Here is a 23,279-nt window from a genome sequence, read left to right on the forward strand (position 1 = left end):
AGGCCGTTATCGAACAATTACTGATTGCCCTGCTGGCCAATGGTCACGTTTTACTCGAAGGCCTTCCTGGCTTGGCAAAAACCCGTACCATTAAAATGCTGGCAAAAAACGTAGAAAGTGAATTCAGTCGAATTCAGTTCACCCCGGACCTGCTACCCAGTGACATTACCGGTACCGAGATTTACATTGGCGAAGCGTCTTCAGACAAGTTCCAGTTTCAACCGGGCCCTGTTTTCGGCAATCTGGTACTGGCCGATGAAATCAACCGCGCCCCCGCCAAAGCTCAATCGGCACTGCTGGAAGCCATGGAAGAACGTCAGGTAACCGTCGCAGGGAAAACCCATCCACTGCCTGAGCTATTCCTGGTGCTGGCCACCCAAAACCCCATTGAGCAGGAAGGCACCTATCCCCTGCCCGAGGCACAGATGGATCGCTTTCTGATTCATGTTTATGTGGATTATTCCAGCGACGACGATGAACGCAAGATCCTGCGTCTGGTGCGTGGAGAAGATGCTGGTACCACCACAGAGCAGGCAGGTGAAATTCCCGCGCAGACGATTCTCGATGCACGCAAAGAAGTACTGGACGTACAGGTCTCCGATGCGGTTGAGCGCTACATTGTCGCGATTATCGCGGCAACACGACGCCCAGCTGATTATGCGGATTCGCCGCTGTCACAATGGCTACACGTCGGCGCCAGCCCACGTGGGACGCTGGCACTTGACCGTGCCGCACGGGCTCACGCCTGGTTAGAAGGCCGTAACGCAGCCACGCCAGATGACGTCAAAGCAGTCACCCATGCCTGTCTTCGTCATCGCGTGATTCTGACCTATGAAGCCGAAGCGGAGGGCATCACCCGAGATAAGGTACTCGACGAAGTGTTAACGCAGGTTGCGATTGCATGACCGAGTCCTCTTCCGGGCACAACCCCAACCAAGGCCCCAACCAAGGCCCCGAGCAACGCTCTGATCAACAGGGCGTCTATACCCGGCTGGAAGATCTGGTCGGCATGCGCCATCGCGCTCAAGGCTTCAGCTTCTTACCCAAACAGCCTGTCCACTCTTTACTGGCCGGCCGTCACTCCTCTCGCCTGCGTGGCCGGGGACTCAACTTTGAAGAAATCCGGCAATATCAGGTCGGTGACGACATCCGCCAGATCGATTGGAAGGTGACCGCTCGCACTCGCAAAACCCACAGCCGGGTTTATACCGAAGAGCGCGAACGCACCACGCTGTTGGTGGTTGATCAACGTATTACGATGTTTTTTGGCAGCGTCAGACAAATGAAATCGGTCACGGCCGCCGAAGCTGCCGCGCTGGGAGCCTGGAGAGTTCTGGCACAACAGGACAGAGTCGGAGCATTGATTTTTAATGATTCCGATATCGTCGAAGTGCGTCCCCAACGGAGCCACTCCGCGGTTATCCGAATTCTGCAGGCGATTGTTAAGCAAAACCACGCACTGTCAGTCACTGCAGGAGTGCGCAGCAACCCTCAAATGTTTAATGAAGCGCTGCGCCGCTGCGACAGGCTGGCAAAGCACGACTGTCTGGTGTGCATCATCAGCGATGGCCACGGACAGGATGAAGAAACCCGACATCTGATTACCCGTATTGCCAGACACAACGATATATTGTTCGGCTTTGTCCACGACCCGCTCGAAGGTGAGCTGCCCAATGCCGGGCCACTGGTCTTTGAAGACGGCGAGGATCAGTTGGAAATCGACACCACTCAACGCAGCCTGCAAGAACGCTTTCGCGATGACTTCGCCACTACACGCAGCAGAGGTCGCCGTTTTCTGCTCCAGCGCGAAACACCGGTCATTCCTCTGAGTACCGCCGAAGAAGTGACCGATCAGATCCGTCGACGATTGGGTGTACGTCCACGATGAAGAGCAATCCTACCGGTCTTGACCAACTGCACGACATCATCACGGCTGCACCTGCGCCCTGGTGGCCACCCGCACCGGGCTGGCTTTGGTTACTGGCAATCGTCACAATCCTGCTTATAGGCGGATGCATTTGGGGAATTATTCACTATCAGCAGAACCGCTATCGCCGGGAAGCATTGGCAGAATTGGCTCAACTGGAATCGAACGCGGCACACTCTCAGTATCAACACTCTCAGCATCAACACACCACTCTGTGTGGCATGTCCACATTGTTGAAACGGACTGCTGTCACGGCCTTCCCTCGCCCTGAGGTCGCCACCCTCACAGGACCTGCCTGGTTTGCGTTTCTGGATAGCACAGGCAACACACGCTTTTCGGAGGGTTTGGGAAACAAGCTGGAGTCGGTGATCTATCAGATTACGGATCAACCGCTGCAAGCTTCAGAAATTACAGCGCTGATTGCCGAGATCCGCATCTGGATTCGCCAGCATCAACAAGCCAATGATCCGGCCAAGTCCGGAACGACAGATACAACCGCCTCAAAACAGGAGGCTGCGTGAACAACCTGACACTTGCACACGCCTGGGTTCTTCTGTTGCTACCCCTGCCGCTTCTGGTCTGGTGGCTGGTACCGCCGCACCAAATGCCCCGTCGCGGTCTGGTGGTGCCCTTTCTGCCACGCCTCGCAGCGATGGTGGGTCACGATCCCAGCCACGGCGCGACGGTGACGCAAGGTGGCGTTCTGCGCTGGCTAACCGTAATCTTTTGCTGGCTGTGCATTGTTCTCGCCCTTGCCCGTCCTCAATTGATTGAACCACCCATGAGCAAAGAAATTCCGGTTCGGGATTTACTGTTGGCGGTAGACCTTTCCGGCTCCATGGAAACCCAGGATTTCACAAACCCACAGGGGCAAGTGGTTGATCGGCTTTCGGCCGTTAAAACCGTATTGGATGACTTCCTGGCCAAACGTCAGGGCGACCGCGTCGGGCTGATTTTGTTTGGCAGTGCGGCTTTTGTACAAGTGCCCTTCACCGAAGATCTTGATGTTTGCCGCCAACTGCTTGAAGAAGCACAAGTACGCATGGCAGGCCCACAAACCGCTTTTGGCGATGCCCTCGGCTTGGCCATCAATGTGTTCGACCGCAGTACCGTCAAAGAGCGCGTTTTAATTGCCTTAACGGACGGCAACGACACCACCAGTCAGGTTCCACCAGACAAGGCCGCCCAGATAGCCAGCGACAAAGGCATTGTGATTCACACGGTCGCTGTAGGCGATCCCAAAGCCGTGGGCGAAGACGCCTTGGATGAAACCACACTCAAACGTGTCGCATCGAGTACCGGAGGAATCTACTCCCACGCCTCCAGCGGAAAAGAACTGCAATCCATTTACGATCAGCTGGATCAAATTGAAACCCGCAAGGTACAGACAATTTCCCATCGTCCGCGTCGCGATGTGTACTGGTGGCCGCTGGTGGCTTGCCTGGCGGCTTCCATGCTGTACCTCTCTGCAGGGTTGTTACTCACGTTGCGAAACACAGAGAAAACACCTCCAGAAAACGGCTCTCGCTCCTCATCCTCTCACTCCTCCTCTTCTCCATCTTCTGCTTCGACGCTTAACTCAGTGGCTCCAGCAGGTATCCTGCCGTTTGCCTTTCATTTTATTCGCCCTGAATGGTTGCTAGCGCTGCTGCCCGCCGCTTTGCTGTGGTGGCTGTTGCACCGACAGACTGAAACCCAGCGCGCCTGGCGCGGTATCATTGCGCCGCAATTACTGGATCATCTTTGGGGAGGACAACAAAAACAATCCCGCTTCGGCCCCCTGGAATGGGTCGGTCTCAGCTGGCTAATTCTCATACTTGCCATCGCCGGTCCCAGCTGGAAACACGTCCCCTCGCCTTTCGCCGATGACACCGCCGCACTTGCTATCGTCGTCAAGGTGTCTCCCTCTATGGAAACCGAGGATGTGCAACCCAGTCGACAGGAAAGAGCGACACAGAAAATTCACGATTTGCTGAAAATACGAGGCACCGCCAAGGCGTCTTTGATTGCTTACTCAGGAACCGCCCACAGCGTGATGCCAGCCACTGAAGACGCAGGTATTATTAATTCTTTCGCCCAATCTCTGACGCCACAGATCATGCCGCAAGACGGTGATGCTGCCGCCAAGGCCTTACAATTGGCAGATCAGACACTCGAGGCCGCTGGCGGAGGCTCTATTCTGTGGATTACCGACAGCATTGCTCCCGAGCAAGCTCAAGCGCTGAATCAGTGGCGACGGTCTTCGAGCACTGAAGTGCGGCTCTTGCCGCCCTTATTACCCGGTGATGAGCTAGATACATTAACAGACACGGCCCGTGCGGTAGACGCCAAGCTCGTCTCCTTGACCGCGGACGATTCGGATGTACAAAACCTGGCCAGTGCCGCCAAATTTGCTGACATCAGCGGTGGTTCAAACGATACCCGCTGGGCAGAAAGCGGTTACTGGCTCACCCCCATTCTTGCCCTGATGTTACTGATGTTTTTCCGTCGTGGCTGGATGGTGTCTATGGAGCGTCGGGCATCATGAACGCTTCCCTGCTTTTCCAATCCCGAAAAAAACTGGCAATCATCGTCAGCTTACTGATATTGGCCATACTGGCTTACGGCACCTGGAGCAACCCCAACTTTTGGTTCAGCGCCGACCAACGTGGTGATCACCTGATGTCTGAAAAGCACTATCAGGATGCGGCAAAAACCTACACCGATTCATGGCGCAAGGGTGTTGCTCAGTACCGCTACGGTGACTTTGAGGATGCCGCTCACACCTTTGCCAGAGTCCCCGGTGCCACGGGTGCTTTCAATCAAGGCAACTCTTGGTTGATGCACGGTAAATACGATGACGCGATTAAGAGCTACGACCGCGCCCTGGGTTTTAAGCCCCACTGGAAAGAAGCGGAAGACAATAAAGCGCTGGCCATCGCACGTAAAAAACTCATTGATGATGCCGGCGAAAATCGCGATCAGGAATCCGCCGACGCTTACGACCCGGATGAAACCATTGCCGATCAAAAAGGCGACGACAAAGAGCGCAAGCCCAAAGATTTGAGCGCACAGGACCTTTCAAACTCCGATTTGCGAGCCAGCTGGCTGCGTCGCGTACAGACCACACCAGCTGATTTCCTCCGCGCCAAAGTCGCCTGGCAAGCTGCGCACACCGAGCAGGATAACCAGACTCCTCAGGATGAGGACGAAACACCATGATGCTAGCAAGACCTGCAACCCAACCATTGAGCGCACTGCTGATATTGAGCGTACTTCTAATGTTTTCATTAACGCACACGGTCGCTGAAGAGGCTGCCGCACAGGCTTCAACAACTCAGCATGCGCCAAAGGTCACAGCAAAATTATCCACCACAGGTACCGTCTGGGTTGGGCAAGCCGTTTCAATGCAAGTCTCCATTGCCGCTCCTGGCTATTTCGACAGTTCGGTGAGTTTTGACATCCCGGATCCACAAGGGGTACTGCTGATGCCCCCAGCGAGTCACCCGGTGATAAGCACGAAAGTTATCGACGACGTCCGCTATACCGTACAGCAATACGAACTTCGGGCTTGGTCTATGCGCGCAGGTCAGCAAACCATCCCTGCCATCAACGCCCGCTTCTCCTTCAAACCCAGCCCCCTCGACACGGACGGAATACCCGCGGAAGTCACCATACCGTCTCAGCCCTTCTCGGTGAAAAAACCACCAGGAGCCGAACAACTAGGCACTGTCATCAGTGCGCGCAACCTTAAATTTGAAGAAAACTGGAGCCCGGAACCCGGTGAAGACACAGTGAAAGCCGGCACCGCTTTTACCCGCACCATCACTTTCACCGCACCCGATGTTCCGGGCATGATCTTCCCACCGTTTCCGGCTGACGAGATCGACGGCGTGGGCGTTTATGAAAAAAGGCAACTGCTGGACAGTGACAATCGCGGCACACTGGTGGGAGTACGCAAAGACAAAATTACCTACCTGTGCCAACGGGCCGGACAATTTGTCATTCCGGAAACTCGCTTCACCTGGTTTGATCTCGACACAGAAGAACTCCGCACAGAAGTTTTGCCGGCAAGAACGCTACACGTAAAAGCCAATCCGGCGATGGCTTCTGCGGGCACTTCGGAGCAGGCTGGAATCAGTAACCCTCTAAGAAGTGCAGCATCCAGAAACACATTAATTGGCGGAGTCGTAGTTTTGTTGCTGCTTGCGGGTGTGTTGTATTTTGCCAGCAGAAATCGACGTGTACGTGCTGCCATTAAACGTGCAGCCATCCCGTTTCAGGCGGTTCACTTACAGCCTCTGAATCCTACTGAGAGAAAATCGGGAAGCCGTGCCGAAGCATAAGAAGCTGGATCAGAAAAACACAAAGAAAAGAAAGAATAAGGAGTAGGCAGCCAGAAAAGCTGCCAGATAGAGGTTCAGCCCGGCGTCATCCCAAAAAGTCTTTTGCCAGCTGATTAAATTCCGCAGGCTTCTCTGCGTGTAGCCAGTGACCACAACCTTCCAGTGTTTTAATCTCAGCCCCGGGGGTAAAGCGATTAATCTCTGTTCGATAAGCGTCTACCACATAGTCTGAGCTTCCACCCCGGATATAGAGACAAGGCCCATCGAAAGCCTGTTGAAACTCCGGTGCACAGCGTATGACCTCATAATTTGCTTTAAGCCCGTCAAGGTTACAACGCCACTGATAGCCTCCTTCAGCAGAGCGCACCAGATTCATCAGCAGAAAGCTGCGTATCCCGGCCTCTTCAATGTATTCGCTCATTACTTTGTCGGCTTCAGAGCGGCTTTTGATCGTTGCCGTATCGACAGCGTCGAGGGCTTCCAGAATCAACTGGTGATGAGGTTTGTAATCGACAGGCGCAATATCAGCCACCACCATACGATTGATTCGTTCAGGCATTATCTGTGATAACTGCAGTGACACCTTGCCGCCCAGCGAATGTCCGAGCACATCCACTTTATCCCAACCTTTGGCATCCAACAGTCGAATAATATCTTCTGCCATTTCAGTCTGAGTCATGGAATCCGCATGGAAGGAACGACCGTGATTGCGCAGATCGACCAGACCGACTGGACGATCCTCAAACCCACGGGCAATGCCCATCAGGTTTTCAGACGCCCCAAACAAGCCGTGTATTAACAACAGCGGCTGACCGGAAGCTCCGGAAAACTCATCGCGGCAATAGATTAATTCAGACATAGGACTTTTCTTCGCTTCTAAACTGGCTTTTCTATAACGAACCCATCAACCAGACAGGCTGTACGTTTTAACTGTCTCGCTGAAACACTGCCAGAGGATGAGTCGTAGTTATCCCCATACGGACTCGATCACCAATGGCCACATGATTTTCGTGACTGACCCTAACCTTCAACTGGGTACCGTCATCCAGGTTAACCGCATAGAGGCGGGAACCACCTTCGTAGCGTACCCACTCCACCACACCATTACCGTCAGGTGCCAAAATCAGGGACAGATCGTCCGGACGTAACAGCAGGTCAACATCACCACTGGCACCATCGATAGCGACGGCCGGAGCTACGCCTAGTGCCGTCGACACCTGATTAATCTGCTCCATGTGAGCAGGAAGGAAGCTGGCCTCGCCTAAAAAACGGGCCACAAAACGATTCGCAGGCTCACTGAAGCAGGTCTCTGGTGTATCCAGTTGATCCAGCACGCCACCATTGAGAATACCCACTCTGTCACCCACCGACAGGGCTTCCTCCTGATCGTGAGTCACCCAGATCGCTGGTACTCCAGCGGCTTTCAAGGCATTGCGAATTTCCCAGCGCAGGCTGTCTTTGAGCGCCGCATCCAGATTGGACAAGGGTTCATCCAGCAGAATAAACGACGGTTCATGAGCCAGAGTACGCGCCAGTGCGACACGTTGTTTCTGTCCACCCGACAACCTGCCCGGTTTTGCCTGACGAAAAGCGTCCAACCCCAGCAGCTTGATCCAGTGATCCGCCAGAGAACTGTCCCTCAGACGGAAGTTCACATTCTGTTCAACCGTCAGATGAGGGAACAGGGCAAAGTCCTGAAACACCATACCCACATTGCGTTTTTCAGGTGGCACCATTTTCGAAGGTGTTGATTGCCACTTTCCCAGTTGAATCTCTCCTCCGGAAATCGGAACCAAACCCGCCAGAGCTTGCAGAATGGTGGTTTTGCCACAACCTGTGGGGCCAACCAGCATCAGCACTTCATCTTCGGCCAATGACAAATTCAAGTCATTGACCACACGAGTCGAACCGTAGTTCACGGACAGATTACTAACCTTCAACATTAATGGTGCCGATCCTCTGTAACATCAAATTCCGCCCGCCGCTCGCCAGACAACATTAGCGCCAGACCCAATGCGGACATAAGCACCAATATTAAACCGGGGATCGCCGCACGGCCAAAATAACCCGCCTCATACACTCGCCACAAGTAAGTGGCCAGAGTTTCAAACCCTGTGGGACCAAGCATCAAAGTGGCTGGAAGCTCACGCATCGCCTCAAGAAACACCAGAGCAGCACCCGCAACCATGCCTCTCAGGGTTAAAGGCAAGGTCACTCGCTGAAAAGCTTCTCGAGGGCTGGCACCCAATAATCGCGCAGCTTTCACCAGGCTAGGATCCAGCCCCTCTGCCGTAGAACGCACGGAACCCACCGCTAAAGGCAGGAACCGAAGAACATAGGCTATGACCAATAATCCTAGCGTCTGATAGAGAAACGGTAACTGCAGGCCGATATAGACCAGTGCCGTCCCCATCACGATACCCGGCACCCCAAATCCCAAATAGGTAACCCGCTCCATCCAACGGCCAGCTCGCCCGGCAATTGCCGCAAGAGCGACGGGTATCGCCAGAATGACCGCAAACAGTGCCGCCAACAAAGAAGCATGCGTGGAGTTCCAGGCGTAGCTGAAATCAAACCCGCCCGTTCCCTCTCGCACTAACCAAACCCCGAAGACCAACAGTGGCAATGCGATCGCCAGTAAGGTGACAGGAGTGATCAGCAAAAACATTAAGGCTTTTTGCCAGCCATCAGGCCACAGAGACAGGTGTCGACCAGGCTTCTCCTGATTGCCTTTCACTCTGGATTCAAGAAACAGTACCAGCCCCACAATCACCAATAATTGCAGCGATAGCATGGCGGCCTGGCTCAAACCAAATGCGTTGTATTCGACAAAGATCACCCGGGTAAACGTATCCAGACGCATAATCGCTGGTGTACCAAAGTCTGACAGAGTGTACAGAGCCACCAATGAGGCGCCTGCGGCAATCCCGGTAACCGCGCGAGGCAACACCACTCGCCAGAGACAGGCAGCCAGAGACATGCCCAGAGTACGGGCCGCATTCACCAGACTGGTATCCAGACTGAGCAGCGAGGCACGGGTGGTTAGCATCACAAAGGGGTAAGAATAGAGAGTCATCACCAACGTCGCACCGGCCAGACCATTAATCGACGGCGTCGGGATTCCCAACAGGTTATCGATCTCACCACCGGGGCCAAAAGCCGCGTACAGTGTAAAAGCGCCTATATAGCTGGGCATGGCCAGTGGTGCCGCCAGAATCACCAGCCATAGCTTGCGCCAGCGAACTTGTACGTAGGCAGTGATTAAAGCAAGGGGAACACCGATCAGTACTGACCCCAGAACCGTCAGAATCATTAACAACAGGGTATTGGTAAGTACCTTCAGGTTGTGCGCATCGAACAGCTCAGCTGTGTCGGAAGCCAGCCCGATCAACACCCCCACTGGCACCAGTGCCAACAAGGCAATAATGAATGCCAGCGGGTAGGACTTTGGCCAACGGGTCATAAAACGCCAACGCTGCGCATCAACTTAAGGGTTGGACGCAAATCCGCCAACTGGGTCAGATCCACTTTGGGTGGAGAAATGGTATTCAGAGCGGGCAACCCTTCTGGCAGCTTAACGCCATTCACGAGTGGAATTTCGTAAGCTTCAGTTGCCAGGTAAGACTGGACTTCTTTGGTCAACAAATAGCGAATGAAGTTGACCGGCAGATCACCCTCACTCAGCGCCAGAATACCCGAGGCATTTACCAGACAACCGGCATCGTTTCGGGTGAACGCCAAATCGACCTTCGCATCGGGCTTGCCAGACTTTAACCGCAAGGTGTAGTAGTGATTGGCAAAGCCCACATCTACTTCTCCACGCTCCACCGCCATAACAACACCCAATTCACCGGCGTATTTGGTGGCATGCTCGTTAACTCCTTTCAGCCAATCAGCGGTGGCCTTCTCGCCTTCCTGTAATCGCATGGCGGTGACAAACGATTGGAATGACGCGTAAGCCGGAGCCCAACCGATAGACAGATCACTGTCCGCCAGTGCCATGACACTGTCTGGGATCTGATCAGCCGTTAAACGATCGGTGTTATAAGGCAGAGTACGGATACGGCCTGTGACCGGAGTCCAGTCCGGGTATTGAAATCCGGTCTTAAGCTGAGACGTCAAATCCGCCGGTAATGCTCGAGTCAGTCCCGCATCGCTCACCAGTCCAATGGCTCCGGAATCCACCGCCCAAAAGACATCGGCACGACGTACACCGGCTTTGGCCTCTGCGACAATGGAGTTAGCCAGAGCCGCAGTTGCACCTCGGCGAACCTGAAGATTCAGTTTGGGGTTGCGCTTACGAATGGCGTCGAGGACGTTTTCGTAGAGTCCACCCTCACCACGGCCGAGATAGAGCGTAATATCGCCTTCCAAAGGGGGCAATTGCTCGACTGATATAGCGTTTCCGTGATCGCCAGGAGTACTGCTCTGAGTGCTGTCGTCGGCGAGACTGCGACTGACAGCCAGCGGCAAACTGCCGAGAGCTCCAGCCGCAGCCAGAGCCTGTATAAAGCTTCTGCGCTGCAACTTAATATCCTTACGGTTTAATGCTTAACCGATTTAAAAAACGTCTTTACGGTCTTTTTCTGCTTCAAGTAACAGGGCTTTGGCTTTATCCAGCTTAGCCTGCATCGCACTGACCACCTGACGTACATCGTCAACACTGGCGTCGCCGCTCAATGCCTGTGGCAGGGTTACATTGAAGTCTTTCTCCAAATCTTCCACCAAGTGAGCATCTTGCTCAATTAACGCACCTTCTACACCTTCAAAGCGCTGCAGGTACGTATCGTGGACAATGGTGGTAGCCGCATCAGGCAATTTCTCTGCGTATTTGGCAACAACACGATCCAGACGGTGTTTAATATCTTCCAGAGTTTCAGGAGCGGTGGTAGGCTCAACTTCAGTTGTCTGAATTTTGTTCAGCAAGCCCTTCTGCTGATATTGGGCCGCGAGTTTAACCGCACCCAGCGCTTGCCACAATGCCTGGTCTAATTTGGCCTGCTCAGCACGTACTTTTTCAATCGATGCTCCGCCATCAATGGCCTGTTTCACACCATAGATGCCCTGCCAGATTGAGGCATAAACAGGAACATAATTGGTTTCAATAGCAGAGTGAAAATCCACTTCTTCCCAGAACTCAATCATTGAATCTGAGTGAGCGGCTTTCTGACCCTTCTCTTCATAGGTATCGACGACACCGTCATACTTGCCAACCAGCCAATTAACTTCTTCTGTATATTGACCCAAGTGGTCCTGTAAATGGTTTACATGGTCACCGATGGCGCCATTGGCAGCAGCCTGCCCTGCCATCAATAAGGTACACAGCCCCGCGATAAGACCTGCTCTGCGATGTTTTTGAACGATTAGTTTCTTGACGACAGATTGCATAACGATTCCCTCGTTGAGATTTGATGCGAAATGATACTTATTATCAGCAAATGGGTAAAGCAGAGAGTGGGGAATCTGCAACTTCTTTACTCTCTGCAATTGTTTATCTGTTACTACCGGATGAGACCTTATCGCGTCGGACGGGGAATTCCCCGCTCGCGAAACAAGGTCGTAGAGCGAATCGTGATATCGCTCTGGAAGGCTTTTTCGTAATTCACATCTAACACATAGGCCTTGGCTTTCAGACGAATTGACAAGCGTTCAGCTACCTGTACTTCTTCTACCGAGAATGTCACCGGCTTTTTTAGGTAGGCATAGCGACTGGTCACAATCACCTGACGAACAATATCCTGTGCCGCCTGAATATCCGCATCCAGAGACAGGTGAAAGTCGGTCACCACCATCATATCCATCGCACCCAGATTACCTGAAGCCACCACATCGGTGATAAAGCGGGAATTGGGGATGGTGACAATATTGTCGTCCAGGGTTTTCAATCGAACGGTACGCAGGGTAATTGCCATAATTTCCCCGTAAACATCATCGAAGGTAACCCGGTCGCCCACCTGAAAGGGTCGGTCGAATAAAAGAATCAGGCCCGACACCAGCGAAGCTGCCACATCTTTCATTGCAAAACCAAACGCGACCGCCGCCGAACCACCCACCGCGATCATGAATTCATGAGGTGGCCGCAGCACTCCTACCACCAACACCACGCCACCCACAATATACAACGTAAAACTCAGCAGCGTGGACAGCTGCATAATGGCGAATCGTCGAGTCGGAAAACGAGCCATCAACCGGGTCATAAACTGACGAATAAACCAGTTAACCATCCACAGGAAAAAGATCGAAAAGATCAACAGTACCAGAGTGCTCGTATTGAACATCTCCGAAAATGCAGCCAGCTCTTGTGTTAGGTTATCGTCATTCATGCAGCAGGTTCTTCCTGGCTAATAGCTTCATAATAGTGGGAAACCACAAAGGGACAATCCGATAGCGGCGATTCTCAGAGCGCTGGATAAACCCTGCGTCGTACGCAGTTTTCAATGCCGTGCGCACGACCCTTTCCGGCAGAGCAGTAGCTTCCACCAATTCATCACTGGTCATATTTTCGTGAATCATAATCGCAGCATAAACAAAGTGCAGGTCGTTGCTCAGTTGTTCCAACCAGCCACCGGACACCTCTTCAGGAATGCCTACCACTGCGAAATTTCCATCCAGCCGTACGGAAGTCAACCACAAGCGAAGCGCGAGCATCGGGTTGCCGAGACAATCGTCCCACAACAGACTGAAATAGAGTTGCTCTGCGTTTCGAATATTGCCTGCCTCTGGTCCTCGAGTGGTTAACAGAATTTCGTCATATCGGATTTTGTAACCACTGAGATGATTTCGCGACAGAATCAGCGAACGCACATCGTTTTGCGTCCAGGGTCTCGCCACTTTTACATTGCGAAACTGATAATCTTCCCCATAGATATTGCTCAAGTAAGCCCAGCTCTGATTGTTCATAACAACCGCCCAGAACACATTCTCGACTCGGGCATTGATCAGACTCAACAGCGTCTCCCAACCAATCAGTCCCCCCACCCGACGCAGAAAAAGATTCTGAGCATTATCCAGAATGATCAACGTCGGCTGTCTCTCGGCGTCCGTCCGTACCAGCGCTGAGGGCCCGGCCTCAAGATCGGTATTCAGCGCCTCCCCAACAAGCGTAAGCACCCCCTCTTCGCTAATGGTCTTGGCCGGAACCTCAACCACGTTCACCGCCACATCTGGGTGTTCTTCGGCCATGTTTTGCTGTAAACGATGCAGAACGCTGGATTTTCCAGATCCTCGCGCTCCGGTTAACAGTAACGAATTTTCACAGGATTTATCGGCGACCCACATGTCCAGACTTTTGCGTACCCTTTCATAGAGTCCGGAATCGATAAACGGTATCTGACCCTGGACGTCATTCAGAAACCAGCGCTCGTAATCTTCTTTCGAGACCGGATCGGATTTCTCTTCCTGCTGTGACGCATCGGAAGCAGCCCGCAACTTGAAACTGCGGGCAAATACCTTGCGATACCAGTCGTAATCAAACAGCGCTTGATGCAGAAAACTGCCCAACAGCGCCAACAGTAACGGCGGCGCTGCGACCGGTGCCACCAGCAAAAACAGACGCTCACCCAGCAACGTCTCAATAAGATTGTCACACCGGGATGGCAGAACGGATTTCAACGCATTGATAAAGTCCTGGCGGCGAGTGCGCAGTAACAACCCAAGAGCCAACAGAACACCAAAAATGCTGAACCAATGACAAAGATCCAATAGTTTCGAAGGCCCAACACCAAGCTCGACAAAGTCCTCCACCAGCAGTGGTAATACCGCCACTGCGGCAGCGCCTCGGGCATGGTTTTGCACCTGCTTGAGCTGCTCTTCATTCAGAAAGCTGCCGGCCTGCTGGATAATCCGCTGTAGCAGCCACTCTCCCGCCAGGTAAATCAACCCGTAGAGAATGAACAACCGCGCTAATGGAACCAGCGAATTCAACAGAGGCAGATGGTAATAGGTAAACAACTGATACAGCAGGTGCAAACCCAGCAACCCCACTAACCAGGGCAGTAGCAACGGCAACCCGGCGGTCACTCGACTGAACTGTGATGCCAACCGCCGCTTGCGGCTCCAGTGTGCGAACTGGCTTTGTAGCTTGGCCGCTGGAGCCTCAAGGTTTTGCGCAATGATGACCAGTAAAAAGAAGCCCAAAAAACCCAACAGATACGCGAAGCCCTTTATCCAGCCCCGAAAACGGGAGCTGCCGGTGTCGTCGCCGCTATAGTTGAATCGAGTATCCGCTATCAGCCATGACAGGCGATTGAGAAACGCCTCGCCTTCATCTACCAGCAACCCCTTTCTGTCCCTCTTGTCCACCTCAAGAAACACTTCATGGCGCTCACGCCACAACCAGGCCCGCACGTCATTGAAGGCATTGCGCTGCACCATTGCATCAAAGTTCGCCACCTGAAAATAGTCACGACTCAGGGCCTCTTCTTCGGCAGAAAGCTCATCCAGGACCTCCTCCGCAGGCAAATTGGCCGACGGATTAAGCTCGAAAGAACCTCGCCACAAGGCCAGCAGATCAGCAATTCTGGCCGGAGTCACCTGCCGATAGCTGGAGAACAACAAATCGAAGAACTCACGCCGCTGGTCACTGAGCTGAAGTTGCACGGCAGCGCTGTTTTGGCGAACTTTCTCAGCCATCCCAGTGGCTGAATCCAGCCCCAAAAGCAGCGCTTGGTCGTGCCGCAACAGGCGCTGTCGTGACTCCCATACACTCAGCAGGATATCTCTCAGTGGTTCGGGTAACTCCGCCCAACTCTTCTGATGTCTGAGCAATCGCTCCCGCGCCTTGATTAAAGCATGACGAGAAGCGTGATATTGCTTCTGCAACGCTGGACAATCGATCTCTTCAGGCCACGCCTGCAAGCTCACTTCGGAAATCGGCTCGGGCAGAGCTTCCTCCAGTGTCAGGTCGGATGACAATTGATCGGTATAAATAGATGCATAGACGGCTTGTCGAGCCTCAAGATTCGCCAGATCCTGCTTTAACGACTGCAATAAGACCAATTCATCACTGCATCCTGGGATCACTGCAACACGTGGGGACTCAGGAGGGGGGACTATGGAAGGCTCCGCTTGCTCGGGCGGAGAGGAAACAGAAGGCGCATCAACTGACGACGCAGCAGGTTCAGAGCTGGAGGGCTCAACAGCACTTTGTGAGTGCACCAATAGTGGGATCAGGCAACACACCGCCATAACCGTGAGGGTTCTTATAAAAGCCATGCAACTCCTGAATATACGGCCGAGCCGTTCCGTTTTCGGGTATGGCATCCGCTATGGCGTGAGCCCCTGACCTGATAGTAATTATAGACACTGGAGTTATTACCACACACGATATTGCAGGGATCTTCTCAGAATACTTCTTTATTGATGGCGTTTCATTCTCCCCATCCCCGAGGCTGTATCAACTGCCACATCAGAGCTCGCCGCTGGGCGCCAAGTGCTTATTTACGACTTAACAGAAGCTTCAAATGAAAGGCTAGCACCGCGAAACGAATCGCAAAAAGCAATAACACACGCCACTCAAAGGCGATTGGTAAAGATTATGCTATTTTGAAGGGTACACAAGCCTGAGCTCATAAACCCAACAGGAGAAATCTGTTATGTCGCGCTTCCAACGTTTATACCGTTCCACACACAATAAAACCCGGCTATTTTTTTTCGCCCTGACCTCAATAACAATACTTCTCAGCGCCTGTGATTCCGACAAACAAGCAACACCAACCACTCCCGAAGATACGCCGTCGACTTTGTCAGACAACGCACCGGAGCGTGATTACAGCGTTACAGACGACAGCGGAGAAGCGAGCGAAATGGCACAATTCAGTCTGGTCGATTTAGCGATAGCCAATGTTGAACCCACCAAAAATTACAATGCCGCAGGCACCGTTCGCTTCTATCCATCCGAAGATCGAGACGTTATGGTTGTGGAAATCGATATCTCCGGAGTGGAACCGGGCAAGCATGGTTTCCATATTCACGAAATTGGCGACTGTTCAGCGGAAGACGCCTCATCCGCTGGCGGTCATTTCAATCCCTATCAAAAAGATCATGGCAGTCGAGATGATGTTGAACGTCACCTGGGCGACTTGGGCAATGTAGAAGCCGATGATTTGGGAGAAATTAAAGCACAGCTAGAATTCGAAGGGCTCGCTTTCTCAGGGCCCGCCAACATCTTGCACAAAGCTGTGGTGATTCACGAAGAAGCGGATGACCTGACTACCGACCCGGCGGGCGATGCTGGTAACCGAATTGGTTGTGGTGTTATTCAGAGAAATCCTGACGTTTTGGCAGACCCCCAGTAGCCAGCGGAATAACTTCCAAAATGATAAACGCCTTATCAATTCTTCGGCAATATTGACATGATGGTCGTGGAAATTTATTTGGAGACACCCTCAACAGAATAAAAAAACAGCCCTATGCTGTTTTTTTATTCGACATCACGACACTGACACACATTAATGACTTTAGTTACTTTTCTGACTATCCTTTGGGAATTGCCCACTCAAATAGCTCGTATTTATGAATTTCAGCACAGCTAATCACTCAGTCCTCCGCATTTTCAAGACCACGGTGCAGCTGCTCTTGCTCTTCTCTGTTTCAGCCAGCACAACTGCTGAAATCAAAGGCATAAACCTCACAGCTCTGAAAAAGCTGAATGCGTCCGGCGCCGAGGTAAGCGGACTGGTAATAGACCTTCCTGAAGGAAAAGTATTAGCAGAATTCAATTCTGATCAGCGTTTGGGAGCTGCGTCACTGAGTAAACTGCTCACTTCTGCTGCGGCACTCAAAAAATGGGGCCCAAGGAAAACATTCCTCACTCGTATCGTGGGGCCCGCGCCACGCCAAGGCATCGTACATGGCGACATCTCTTTTGTCGGCGGAGGTGATTCCGCTCTTGATACCGGTGGTATCTGGCAATTAGCAGCCCAGCTCTCAGAACTGGGTATTCTTCAAGCTCAAGGGAACCTTGTGATTGATCAGTCATTATTTGGTCAAGTTCCTTGTCAAAGTGAAGACCGCTGTAACGCAACAGAAAAGGGTCTAAACTCTTATGATGCACCGCTGTCTTCAGCGGGAATCAACTTTGCCACTTGGTGCGTGGATATTTCACCAGCCCCTCAATCCGGATCACCTGCCAATACCCGGCTGTGTCAGCTGGCACTCCCAGACGTTGAAATTACAGGCCAGATTGACACGGTAGCCCGTGATGCCGGTTTTGTTCATGTTTCCCGAAAAAGCAAAGATAACGTCGATAAACTCCGAGTGTCGGGAAAAATTAACAAAGGTCATCCTGGCTTTCAATTTTATCGCTCCGTAAGCAATCCGCCATTACAAACGGGTCTGGTCTTTCGCGAAGTTTTAAAACGAGTCGGCATCACCATCACCGGTGACATAAAGATCCAGTCGAGCCCCACTGCTCAAAACTTAAATACTCTGGCTAAGCTTGAAAGTGCTCCATTGGCCGAGCAATTGATCAGCATGATGATCTACAGCAACAACTATATGGCGGATGTAATCACCCTAAATCTTCTTGCAGAAACACCGGGACAGCCCCGCCCGCTCACACTAAAAGACGCTGGGCAAAAGCTGCTTACAATAAATTCTTTGCATGATGGCGGAGATAACACGCTGATACTGAACAGTGGCAGTGGGCTGACACCTGAAAACTCACTGTCAGCCTCAGACATTGTGTCTGTGTTGAAAAGCATGTACCTACGAACCGATCTATTCCCGGCCTTTGTTGGATCATTAACGGTACCGGAGTTTTCTCGATCAAACTTTTATCGAAGCCGTGACCCAGAGTGGCGTGCGCGTATCGCGACCAAAACAGGTACCATGAACGACCCTGTTTCGATATCGGGTCTGGCGGGCTATTTCCGCAAAAAAGATGGTAACTGGGGTGCCTTTGCCATATTAATCAACGGTACTGAAGAGCGCCCTCGAGTCCCCTATGGAGCCCGCACCCAAGCCGTCAAGGAAACCGTTAGACAGATACTGAAACAGTATTAATCCAGACGGTTTGACCAATCCAAGCTCAGCCTGCACACTCATAAAACACTCTTCATGGAATAGCAGGCAATACCATGACCAACACCCGCATTGAAAAAGACAGTATGGGTGAACTGGAAGTCCCAGCCAACGCCCTCTACGCCGCTCAGACCCAGCGTGCAGTCAATAATTTTCCTGTCAGTGGCGAAACCATGCCCGCGGCTTTTATTCGCGCTCTACTACTGGCAAAACACGCAGCAGCAATAGCCAATACGGAACTTGACCAAATCCCAAAGAAAATGGGAGATGCCATCTGTCAGGCAGTTGATCGACTGTTGAATGAGGACTTCATGCAACACTTCCCGGTGGATGTCTACCAGACCGGTTCAGGAACAAGTTCCAACATGAACGCCAACGAAGTACTGGCCACCCTGGCCAGCGACATTTACGGCGAGGAAGTGGGCGCCAACGACCACATCAACTGCGGCCAAAGCAGCAATGACATCATCCCTTCCACCATTCACATCAGCGCCGCCCTGGAACTGCACAATAATCTTTTGCCCGCCTTGCAGACACTGGTCAGTACCATTCGCCACAAAGCCGACAGCGTGGATCAACATGTCAAAACCGGTCGAACCCACTTAATGGACGCCATGCCAGTACGCATGAGTCAGAGTTTAAATGCCTGGGGCGACCAGATAGAACAGAACATCGTGCGCCTGCAACAGCTACAACCTAGCGTGCAAAGTCTGGCACAGGGCGGCACTGCAGTGGGCACAGGAATCAACGCCCACCCGGATTTCGCTGCCGCTTTCAACCGCGCTTTAAGCGCTCAAACCGGAATCACGTTTACCCCAGCGAAAAACTTTTTCACCCACATTGGCTCGCAGGATATCGCCGTATCACTGTCCGGCCAACTCAAAACCACTGCCGTCTCCATCATGAAAATCGCCAACGACCTGCGCTGGATGAACTCAGGCCCACTGGCCGGTCTGGGCGAAATCGAATTGCAGGCCTTACAACCCGGCTCCTCCATCATGCCCGGCAAGGTCAATCCGGTTATTCCGGAGGCAGCAACCATGGTCGCCGCACAGGTTATCGGTAACGACAGCACCATCACCATCGCCGGCCAGTCAGGTAACTTCGAACTCAACGTGATGTTGCCGCTGGTGGCCAAGAACCTGCTGGAGAGCATCGAGCTGCTGAGCAACATCAGCCGCCTGCTGGCCGAAAAAGCCATCGCTACGTTTAATGTGCGTGAAGACGTTCTGAAAGAAGCTCTGGCCCGCAACCCCATTCTGGTAACCGCCCTAAACCCGGTCATCGGCTATTTGAAAGCGGCGGAAATTGCCAAACTGGCCTACAAGGAAGGCCGCCCGATTATCGACGTGGCAGCTGAACACACGGATCTGAGTCGGGAAGAGCTGGAACGTCTTCTCGATCCGTTGAAGCTGACTCATGGCGGAGTTTAGAATCATCTCCACAAAAAACTGACCACAATCAAAAAACCCAGCATAAGCTGGGTTTCATAGGTTTTTAGTTGTCGGTACTGATCGGCAACTAAACTGGTGTGGAATCACTCCCACTCAATCGTAGCAGGCGGCTTGCTCGACACGTCGTAGCTAACTCGGGAAACACCACTGATCTCATTAATGATCCTGTTGGAAACGGTTTCCAGCAGCTCATAAGGCAGGTGTGCCCAGCGAGCAGTCATAAAGTCGATGGTCTCTACGGCTCGGAGTGCGATAACCCACTCGTAACGACGTTGATCACCCACAACTCCAACCGATTTCACTGGCAGGAATACGGCAAAGGCCTGACTGGTTTTGTGGTACCAATCGGCTTTGTGCAGCTCATCCAGGAAAATAGCATCAGCTTCACGCAGAATGTCGGCGTACTCTTTTTTCACTTCACCCAGAATACGAACACCTAAACCTGGCCCTGGGAATGGGTGACGGTAAACCATGTCGTATGGCAGGCCTAATTCCAAACCGATTTTGCGCACTTCATCTTTGAACAGTTCGCGTAGAGGCTCAACCAATTCAAATGCCATATCGTCAGGCAGGCCACCAACATTGTGGTGAGATTTAATCACGTGAGCTTTGCCAGTCTTGGCCGCTGCAGATTCAATCACATCAGGATAAATGGTGCCTTGGGCCAACCACTTCACGTCTTTTAATTTAGAGGCTTCAGTATCGAAGACGTCGATAAAGGTGTTGCCAATGATTTTACGCTTCGCTTCAGGATCCGCTTCACCCTTCAACTTACCGAGGAACAAGTCTGCGGAATCGGAGCGAATGACTTTCACGCCCATGTTTTTAGCAAACATGTCCATGACCTGATCGCCCTCATCTTTGCGCAACAATCCATTATCCGCAAACACGAAAGTCAGCTGTGGACCAATGGCTTTGTGCAACAAGGCAGCCACGACCGAAGAATCAACACCGCCAGACAAACCCAACAGCACTTTGTCGCTGCCCACTTGCTCACGAACTTTGTTGATCGCGTCTTCCACAATATTGGCTGGCGTCCACAACGCTTCACAGCCGCAGGTTTCCAACACAAAGTGTTCAAAGATGCGTTTACCCTGCAGAGTGTGTGTCACTTCTGGATGGAACTGCACACCGTAGAAATCTTTCTCTTCGTGGTACATACCAGCAATGGCACAAGAGCCAGTTGATGCCATCAATTCGAAACCTTCCGGCATTTGGGACACTTTGTCGCCGTGACTCATCCACACATCCAACAATGAGCTACCGTCGTGATCCACATGATCGCGAATGTCGTGAAGCAAGGCGCTCTTGCCGTGTACATTCACCTGAGCATAACCAAACTCGCGAATGTTGGAGCCTTCGACGCTGCCACCCAGCTGCTCAGCCATGGTTTGCATGCCGTAACAAATACCCAGAACCGGCACGCCCAAGGTGAACACCAGTTCAGGAGCACGGGGAGAGTTTTCCCCTGCTGTGACAGACTCAGGTCCACCGGCCAGAATAATGCCACTGGGATCAAAATCGCGAATCTCTTCGGCGCTCATATCAAACGCACGAATTTCCGAATAAACGCCAATCTCACGAACGCGGCGAGCGATTAATTGGGTGTACTGTGATCCGAAATCGAGAATCAATATACGTTGAGCGTGAATATCCTGGGTCATTGCCTGTCTCGGTTGTGAAAATATCGGCTGTTAAACAATAACAGTTTCGTTTAATGCAAAAGAGTCAGATCCTGTGATGGGATCTGACTCAGTGTCTGTTTTTATCTCTTCGTTGGCTTAACGACCACCGACTGGGTAGTTAGGCGCTTCTTTGGTGATCTGGACATCGTGCACATGAGACTCACCCATGCCTGCAGAAGTCACGCGGACAAATTGTGGCTGGGTACGCATGGCCGTGATATCAAGGCTGCCGGTATAGCCCATAGCAGAGCGTACGCCACCCATCATCTGGTGCACGATCGCCGCCAACGGGCCTTTATAGGGGACACGTCCTTCAATGCCTTCCGGTACGAGTTTTTCAGCACCTTGACTGGCATCCTGGAAGTAACGATCGGAAGAACCCTGAGTTTGGGACATCGCTCCCAGAGACCCCATACCGCGATATGCTTTATAGGTACGGCCTTGATACAACTCCACTTCGCCCGGAGCTTCTTCAGTACCTGCCAGCATGGAACCCATCATCACCGCGTGAGCACCGGCCACCAGAGCCTTGGCGATATCACCGGAGAAACGGATACCACCATCGGCAATCACCGGAATACCCGTACCGTCCAATGCTTCGACCACATTGGCGATTGCGGAGATCTGTGGCACACCGACACCGCTAACGATGCGGGTCGTACAAATAGAACCAGGGCCAATACCCACTTTAACGCCATCTGCACCGGCTTCAGCCAGAGCTCTTGCCGCATCACCGGTAGCGATGTTGCCGCCGATGACCTGAACTTCCGGATATTCTTTTTTGATTTTGCTCACCCGGTCCAGCACGTTTTTGGAGTGTCCGTGAGCGGTATCAACAACCAAAACGTCGACGCCAGCCGCAACCAGAGCTGCAACACGGTCGTCCGTGTCCGGGCTGGTTCCTACTGATGCGCCTACACGCAAGCGTCCTTCTGGATCTTTACAGGCGTTGGGGTATCTTTCTGCTTTGTTAATGTCTTTAACTGTAATCAGGCCACGCAGTTCAAAGCGGTCATTGACCACCAGGACTTTCTCGATACGGTGCTTGTGCAAGAGCTCGCGAACAACGTCCGCTTCAGCACCTTCTTTGGCGGTAACCAGCTTTTCTTTGGAAGTCATGATGCTGGAAACCGGGGCTTCCAGATTGGTTTCAAAACGCACATCACGGCCGGTGACGATACCAACCAGATTGCCGTTTTCCAAAACCGGCACACCGGAGATGTTATTTTGCTTGGTCAGTGCCACCAGGTCGCGGATGCTGGCATTAGACTCGATAGTAATCGGGTCTTTCACGACACCAGCTTCGAATTTCTTCACCCCGCGCACTTCCATAGCCTGCTGCTCAATGGACATGCTCTTGTGGATGATACCGATGCCACCTTCCTGAGCGATGGAAATGGCCAGACGGGCTTCAGTCACAGTGTCCATGGCTGCGGACACCAGAGGAATATTCAGGTGAATATCGCGAGTTAATTGAGTTCTCAGGGATACATCCTTGGCAGTCACATCCGAATAACCAGGAACTAACAAGACATCATCAAAGGTCAATGCTTCTTGGGCGATACGTAACATAGGGATCCAACCTCAATCACAGAGTTTGCGAACCGCGAATACGACAAAACCGGGGCAAGTAAACTCATTTCTGAGGCCCCTCTGATCGTTGTAATGGCGGTTCCGAGATAAACGCGGAATTATAGGCTAAAAGTGCTTAAGAAGAAACTCATAATCACTCTATAAGCTCCTATAGATACCGCTTTCTAGCCCATTTTGAGGTGAGGCCCGTGACAGAATGGTGAACCCGGCCAATCCGCGAGAAATGACCGCGGCGTCACACCCCCTATTTGTATAATGGCACTCAATTCTCCAC

At 52.3% G+C, this 23,279-nt stretch carries 18 protein-coding genes; 9 read left to right on the forward strand and 9 right to left on the reverse strand.

What is annotated here, in order from left to right:
- The 6 genes from ACTG33_RS01685 to ACTG33_RS01710 all read left to right on the forward strand — a co-directional run.
- The coding region (locus ACTG33_RS01685; protein WP_439133438.1) for an AAA family ATPase at positions 1-905 on the forward strand (905 nt) is incomplete at its 5' end.
- A complete protein-coding gene (locus ACTG33_RS01690; protein ID WP_439133439.1) occupies positions 902-1,888 on the forward strand; it encodes a DUF58 domain-containing protein in 987 nt (328 codons plus the stop codon). The genes ACTG33_RS01685 and ACTG33_RS01690, both read left to right, overlap by 4 nt.
- Entirely contained in the window at positions 1,885-2,448 is a 564-nt protein-coding gene (locus ACTG33_RS01695) for a DUF4381 domain-containing protein (protein ID WP_439133440.1), read from the forward strand. The genes ACTG33_RS01690 and ACTG33_RS01695 overlap by 4 nt, the downstream gene beginning before the upstream one ends.
- Complete coding sequence (locus tag ACTG33_RS01700; RefSeq protein ID WP_439133441.1) at positions 2,445-4,454, forward strand: VWA domain-containing protein; 2,010 nt, start codon at positions 2,445-2,447, stop codon at positions 4,452-4,454. Before ACTG33_RS01695 ends, ACTG33_RS01700 begins: the two co-directional genes overlap by 4 nt.
- Positions 4,451-5,128 carry a hypothetical protein gene (locus ACTG33_RS01705; RefSeq protein ID WP_439133442.1) on the forward strand — a complete coding sequence of 226 codons (678 nt, stop codon included), beginning with the start codon at positions 4,451-4,453 and terminating at the stop codon, positions 5,126-5,128. The genes ACTG33_RS01700 and ACTG33_RS01705 overlap by 4 nt, the downstream gene beginning before the upstream one ends.
- Positions 5,125-6,252: a hypothetical protein gene (locus tag ACTG33_RS01710; protein ID WP_439133443.1), complete on the forward strand. Its 1,128-nt coding sequence runs from the start codon at positions 5,125-5,127 to the stop codon at positions 6,250-6,252. The genes ACTG33_RS01705 and ACTG33_RS01710 overlap by 4 nt, the downstream gene beginning before the upstream one ends.
- Before the next feature lie 85 nt (positions 6,253-6,337).
- Here ACTG33_RS01710 and ACTG33_RS01715 read toward each other — a convergent pair whose 3' ends face one another.
- The 7 genes from ACTG33_RS01715 to ACTG33_RS01745 all read right to left on the reverse strand — a co-directional run bounded on the left by ACTG33_RS01715 (position 6,338) and on the right by ACTG33_RS01745 (position 15,465).
- A complete protein-coding gene (locus tag ACTG33_RS01715) occupies positions 6,338-7,111 on the reverse strand; it encodes an alpha/beta fold hydrolase (protein ID WP_439133444.1) in 774 nt (257 codons plus the stop codon).
- A gap of 67 nt (positions 7,112-7,178) precedes the next feature.
- On the reverse strand, positions 7,179-8,195 hold the full coding sequence (locus ACTG33_RS01720; RefSeq protein WP_439133445.1) for an ABC transporter ATP-binding protein: 1,017 nt from the start codon (positions 8,193-8,195) through the stop codon (positions 7,179-7,181).
- Positions 8,195-9,715, reverse strand: a complete 1,521-nt coding sequence (locus ACTG33_RS01725) for an ABC transporter permease (RefSeq protein WP_439133446.1) — start codon at positions 9,713-9,715, stop codon at positions 8,195-8,197. The genes ACTG33_RS01720 and ACTG33_RS01725 overlap by 1 nt, the downstream gene beginning before the upstream one ends.
- Positions 9,712-10,779, reverse strand: a complete 1,068-nt coding sequence (locus ACTG33_RS01730; protein ID WP_439133447.1) for an ABC transporter substrate-binding protein — start codon at positions 10,777-10,779, stop codon at positions 9,712-9,714. Before ACTG33_RS01730 ends, ACTG33_RS01725 begins: the two co-directional genes overlap by 4 nt.
- Positions 10,780-10,812: 33 nt before the next feature.
- Positions 10,813-11,640, reverse strand: a complete 828-nt coding sequence (locus ACTG33_RS01735; RefSeq protein WP_439133448.1) for a hypothetical protein — start codon at positions 11,638-11,640, stop codon at positions 10,813-10,815.
- A 128-nt stretch (positions 11,641-11,768) separates the two neighbouring features.
- Complete coding sequence (locus ACTG33_RS01740; RefSeq protein WP_439133449.1) at positions 11,769-12,575, reverse strand: mechanosensitive ion channel family protein; 807 nt, start codon at positions 12,573-12,575, stop codon at positions 11,769-11,771.
- Positions 12,568-15,465 carry an AAA family ATPase gene (locus ACTG33_RS01745; protein WP_439133450.1) on the reverse strand — a complete coding sequence of 966 codons (2,898 nt, stop codon included), beginning with the start codon at positions 15,463-15,465 and terminating at the stop codon, positions 12,568-12,570. Before ACTG33_RS01745 ends, ACTG33_RS01740 begins: the two co-directional genes overlap by 8 nt.
- A 380-nt stretch (positions 15,466-15,845) precedes the next feature.
- Between ACTG33_RS01745 and ACTG33_RS01750 the strand changes: the two genes are divergently transcribed.
- From ACTG33_RS01750 to ACTG33_RS01760, 3 genes are all read left to right on the forward strand, one after another.
- Entirely contained in the window at positions 15,846-16,547 is a 702-nt protein-coding gene (locus tag ACTG33_RS01750) for a superoxide dismutase family protein (RefSeq protein WP_439133451.1), read from the forward strand.
- A gap of 217 nt (positions 16,548-16,764) precedes the next feature.
- Positions 16,765-18,255 carry a D-alanyl-D-alanine carboxypeptidase/D-alanyl-D-alanine endopeptidase gene (dacB, locus tag ACTG33_RS01755; RefSeq protein ID WP_439133452.1) on the forward strand — a complete coding sequence of 497 codons (1,491 nt, stop codon included), beginning with the start codon at positions 16,765-16,767 and terminating at the stop codon, positions 18,253-18,255.
- Positions 18,256-18,329: 74 nt separating this feature from the next.
- Positions 18,330-19,706, forward strand: coding sequence for a class II fumarate hydratase (locus ACTG33_RS01760; protein ID WP_439133453.1), 1,377 nt, complete (start codon positions 18,330-18,332; stop codon positions 19,704-19,706).
- Between the two features lie 104 nt (positions 19,707-19,810).
- On the opposite strand, the gene guaA is transcribed toward ACTG33_RS01760, so the two are convergent.
- Positions 19,811-21,391: a glutamine-hydrolyzing GMP synthase gene (gene guaA, locus ACTG33_RS01765; protein WP_439133454.1), complete on the reverse strand. Its 1,581-nt coding sequence runs from the start codon at positions 21,389-21,391 to the stop codon at positions 19,811-19,813.
- A 117-nt stretch (positions 21,392-21,508) separates the two neighbouring features.
- Positions 21,509-22,984 (reverse strand): IMP dehydrogenase, encoded by a 1,476-nt coding sequence (guaB, locus tag ACTG33_RS01770; RefSeq protein ID WP_439133455.1) that lies wholly within the window; start codon positions 22,982-22,984, stop codon positions 21,509-21,511.
- Positions 22,985-23,279 lie beyond the last annotated feature (295 nt).

Source organism: Pseudomaricurvus sp. (genome assembly GCF_965662505.1).
Taxonomy (GTDB): domain Bacteria; phylum Pseudomonadota; class Gammaproteobacteria; order Pseudomonadales; family Cellvibrionaceae; genus Pseudomaricurvus.

What these genes read in the sequence shown, in the direction of transcription:
- ACTG33_RS01720 (WP_439133445.1), bottom strand. Translation starts at nt 8,195, where the DNA reads ATGTTGAAGGTTAGTAATCTGTCCGTGAACTACGGTTCGACTCGTGTG.
- guaB (WP_439133455.1), bottom strand. Translation starts at nt 22,984, where the DNA reads ATGTTACGTATCGCCCAAGAAGCATTGACCTTTGATGATGTCTTGTTA.
- ACTG33_RS01690 (WP_439133439.1), top strand. Translation starts at nt 902, where the DNA reads ATGACCGAGTCCTCTTCCGGGCACAACCCCAACCAAGGCCCCAACCAA.
- ACTG33_RS01750 (WP_439133451.1), top strand. Translation starts at nt 15,846, where the DNA reads ATGTCGCGCTTCCAACGTTTATACCGTTCCACACACAATAAAACCCGG.
- ACTG33_RS01715 (WP_439133444.1), bottom strand. Translation starts at nt 7,111, where the DNA reads ATGTCTGAATTAATCTATTGCCGCGATGAGTTTTCCGGAGCTTCCGGT.
- ACTG33_RS01745 (WP_439133450.1), bottom strand. Translation starts at nt 15,465, where the DNA reads ATGGCTTTTATAAGAACCCTCACGGTTATGGCGGTGTGTTGCCTGATC.
- ACTG33_RS01725 (WP_439133446.1), bottom strand. Translation starts at nt 9,715, where the DNA reads ATGACCCGTTGGCCAAAGTCCTACCCGCTGGCATTCATTATTGCCTTG.
- dacB (WP_439133452.1), top strand. Translation starts at nt 16,765, where the DNA reads ATGAATTTCAGCACAGCTAATCACTCAGTCCTCCGCATTTTCAAGACC.
- guaA (WP_439133454.1), bottom strand. Translation starts at nt 21,391, where the DNA reads ATGACCCAGGATATTCACGCTCAACGTATATTGATTCTCGATTTCGGA.
- ACTG33_RS01710 (WP_439133443.1), top strand. Translation starts at nt 5,125, where the DNA reads ATGATGCTAGCAAGACCTGCAACCCAACCATTGAGCGCACTGCTGATA.
- ACTG33_RS01735 (WP_439133448.1), bottom strand. Translation starts at nt 11,640, where the DNA reads ATGCAATCTGTCGTCAAGAAACTAATCGTTCAAAAACATCGCAGAGCA.
- ACTG33_RS01705 (WP_439133442.1), top strand. Translation starts at nt 4,451, where the DNA reads ATGAACGCTTCCCTGCTTTTCCAATCCCGAAAAAAACTGGCAATCATC.
- ACTG33_RS01740 (WP_439133449.1), bottom strand. Translation starts at nt 12,575, where the DNA reads ATGAATGACGATAACCTAACACAAGAGCTGGCTGCATTTTCGGAGATG.
- ACTG33_RS01695 (WP_439133440.1), top strand. Translation starts at nt 1,885, where the DNA reads ATGAAGAGCAATCCTACCGGTCTTGACCAACTGCACGACATCATCACG.
- ACTG33_RS01760 (WP_439133453.1), top strand. Translation starts at nt 18,330, where the DNA reads ATGACCAACACCCGCATTGAAAAAGACAGTATGGGTGAACTGGAAGTC.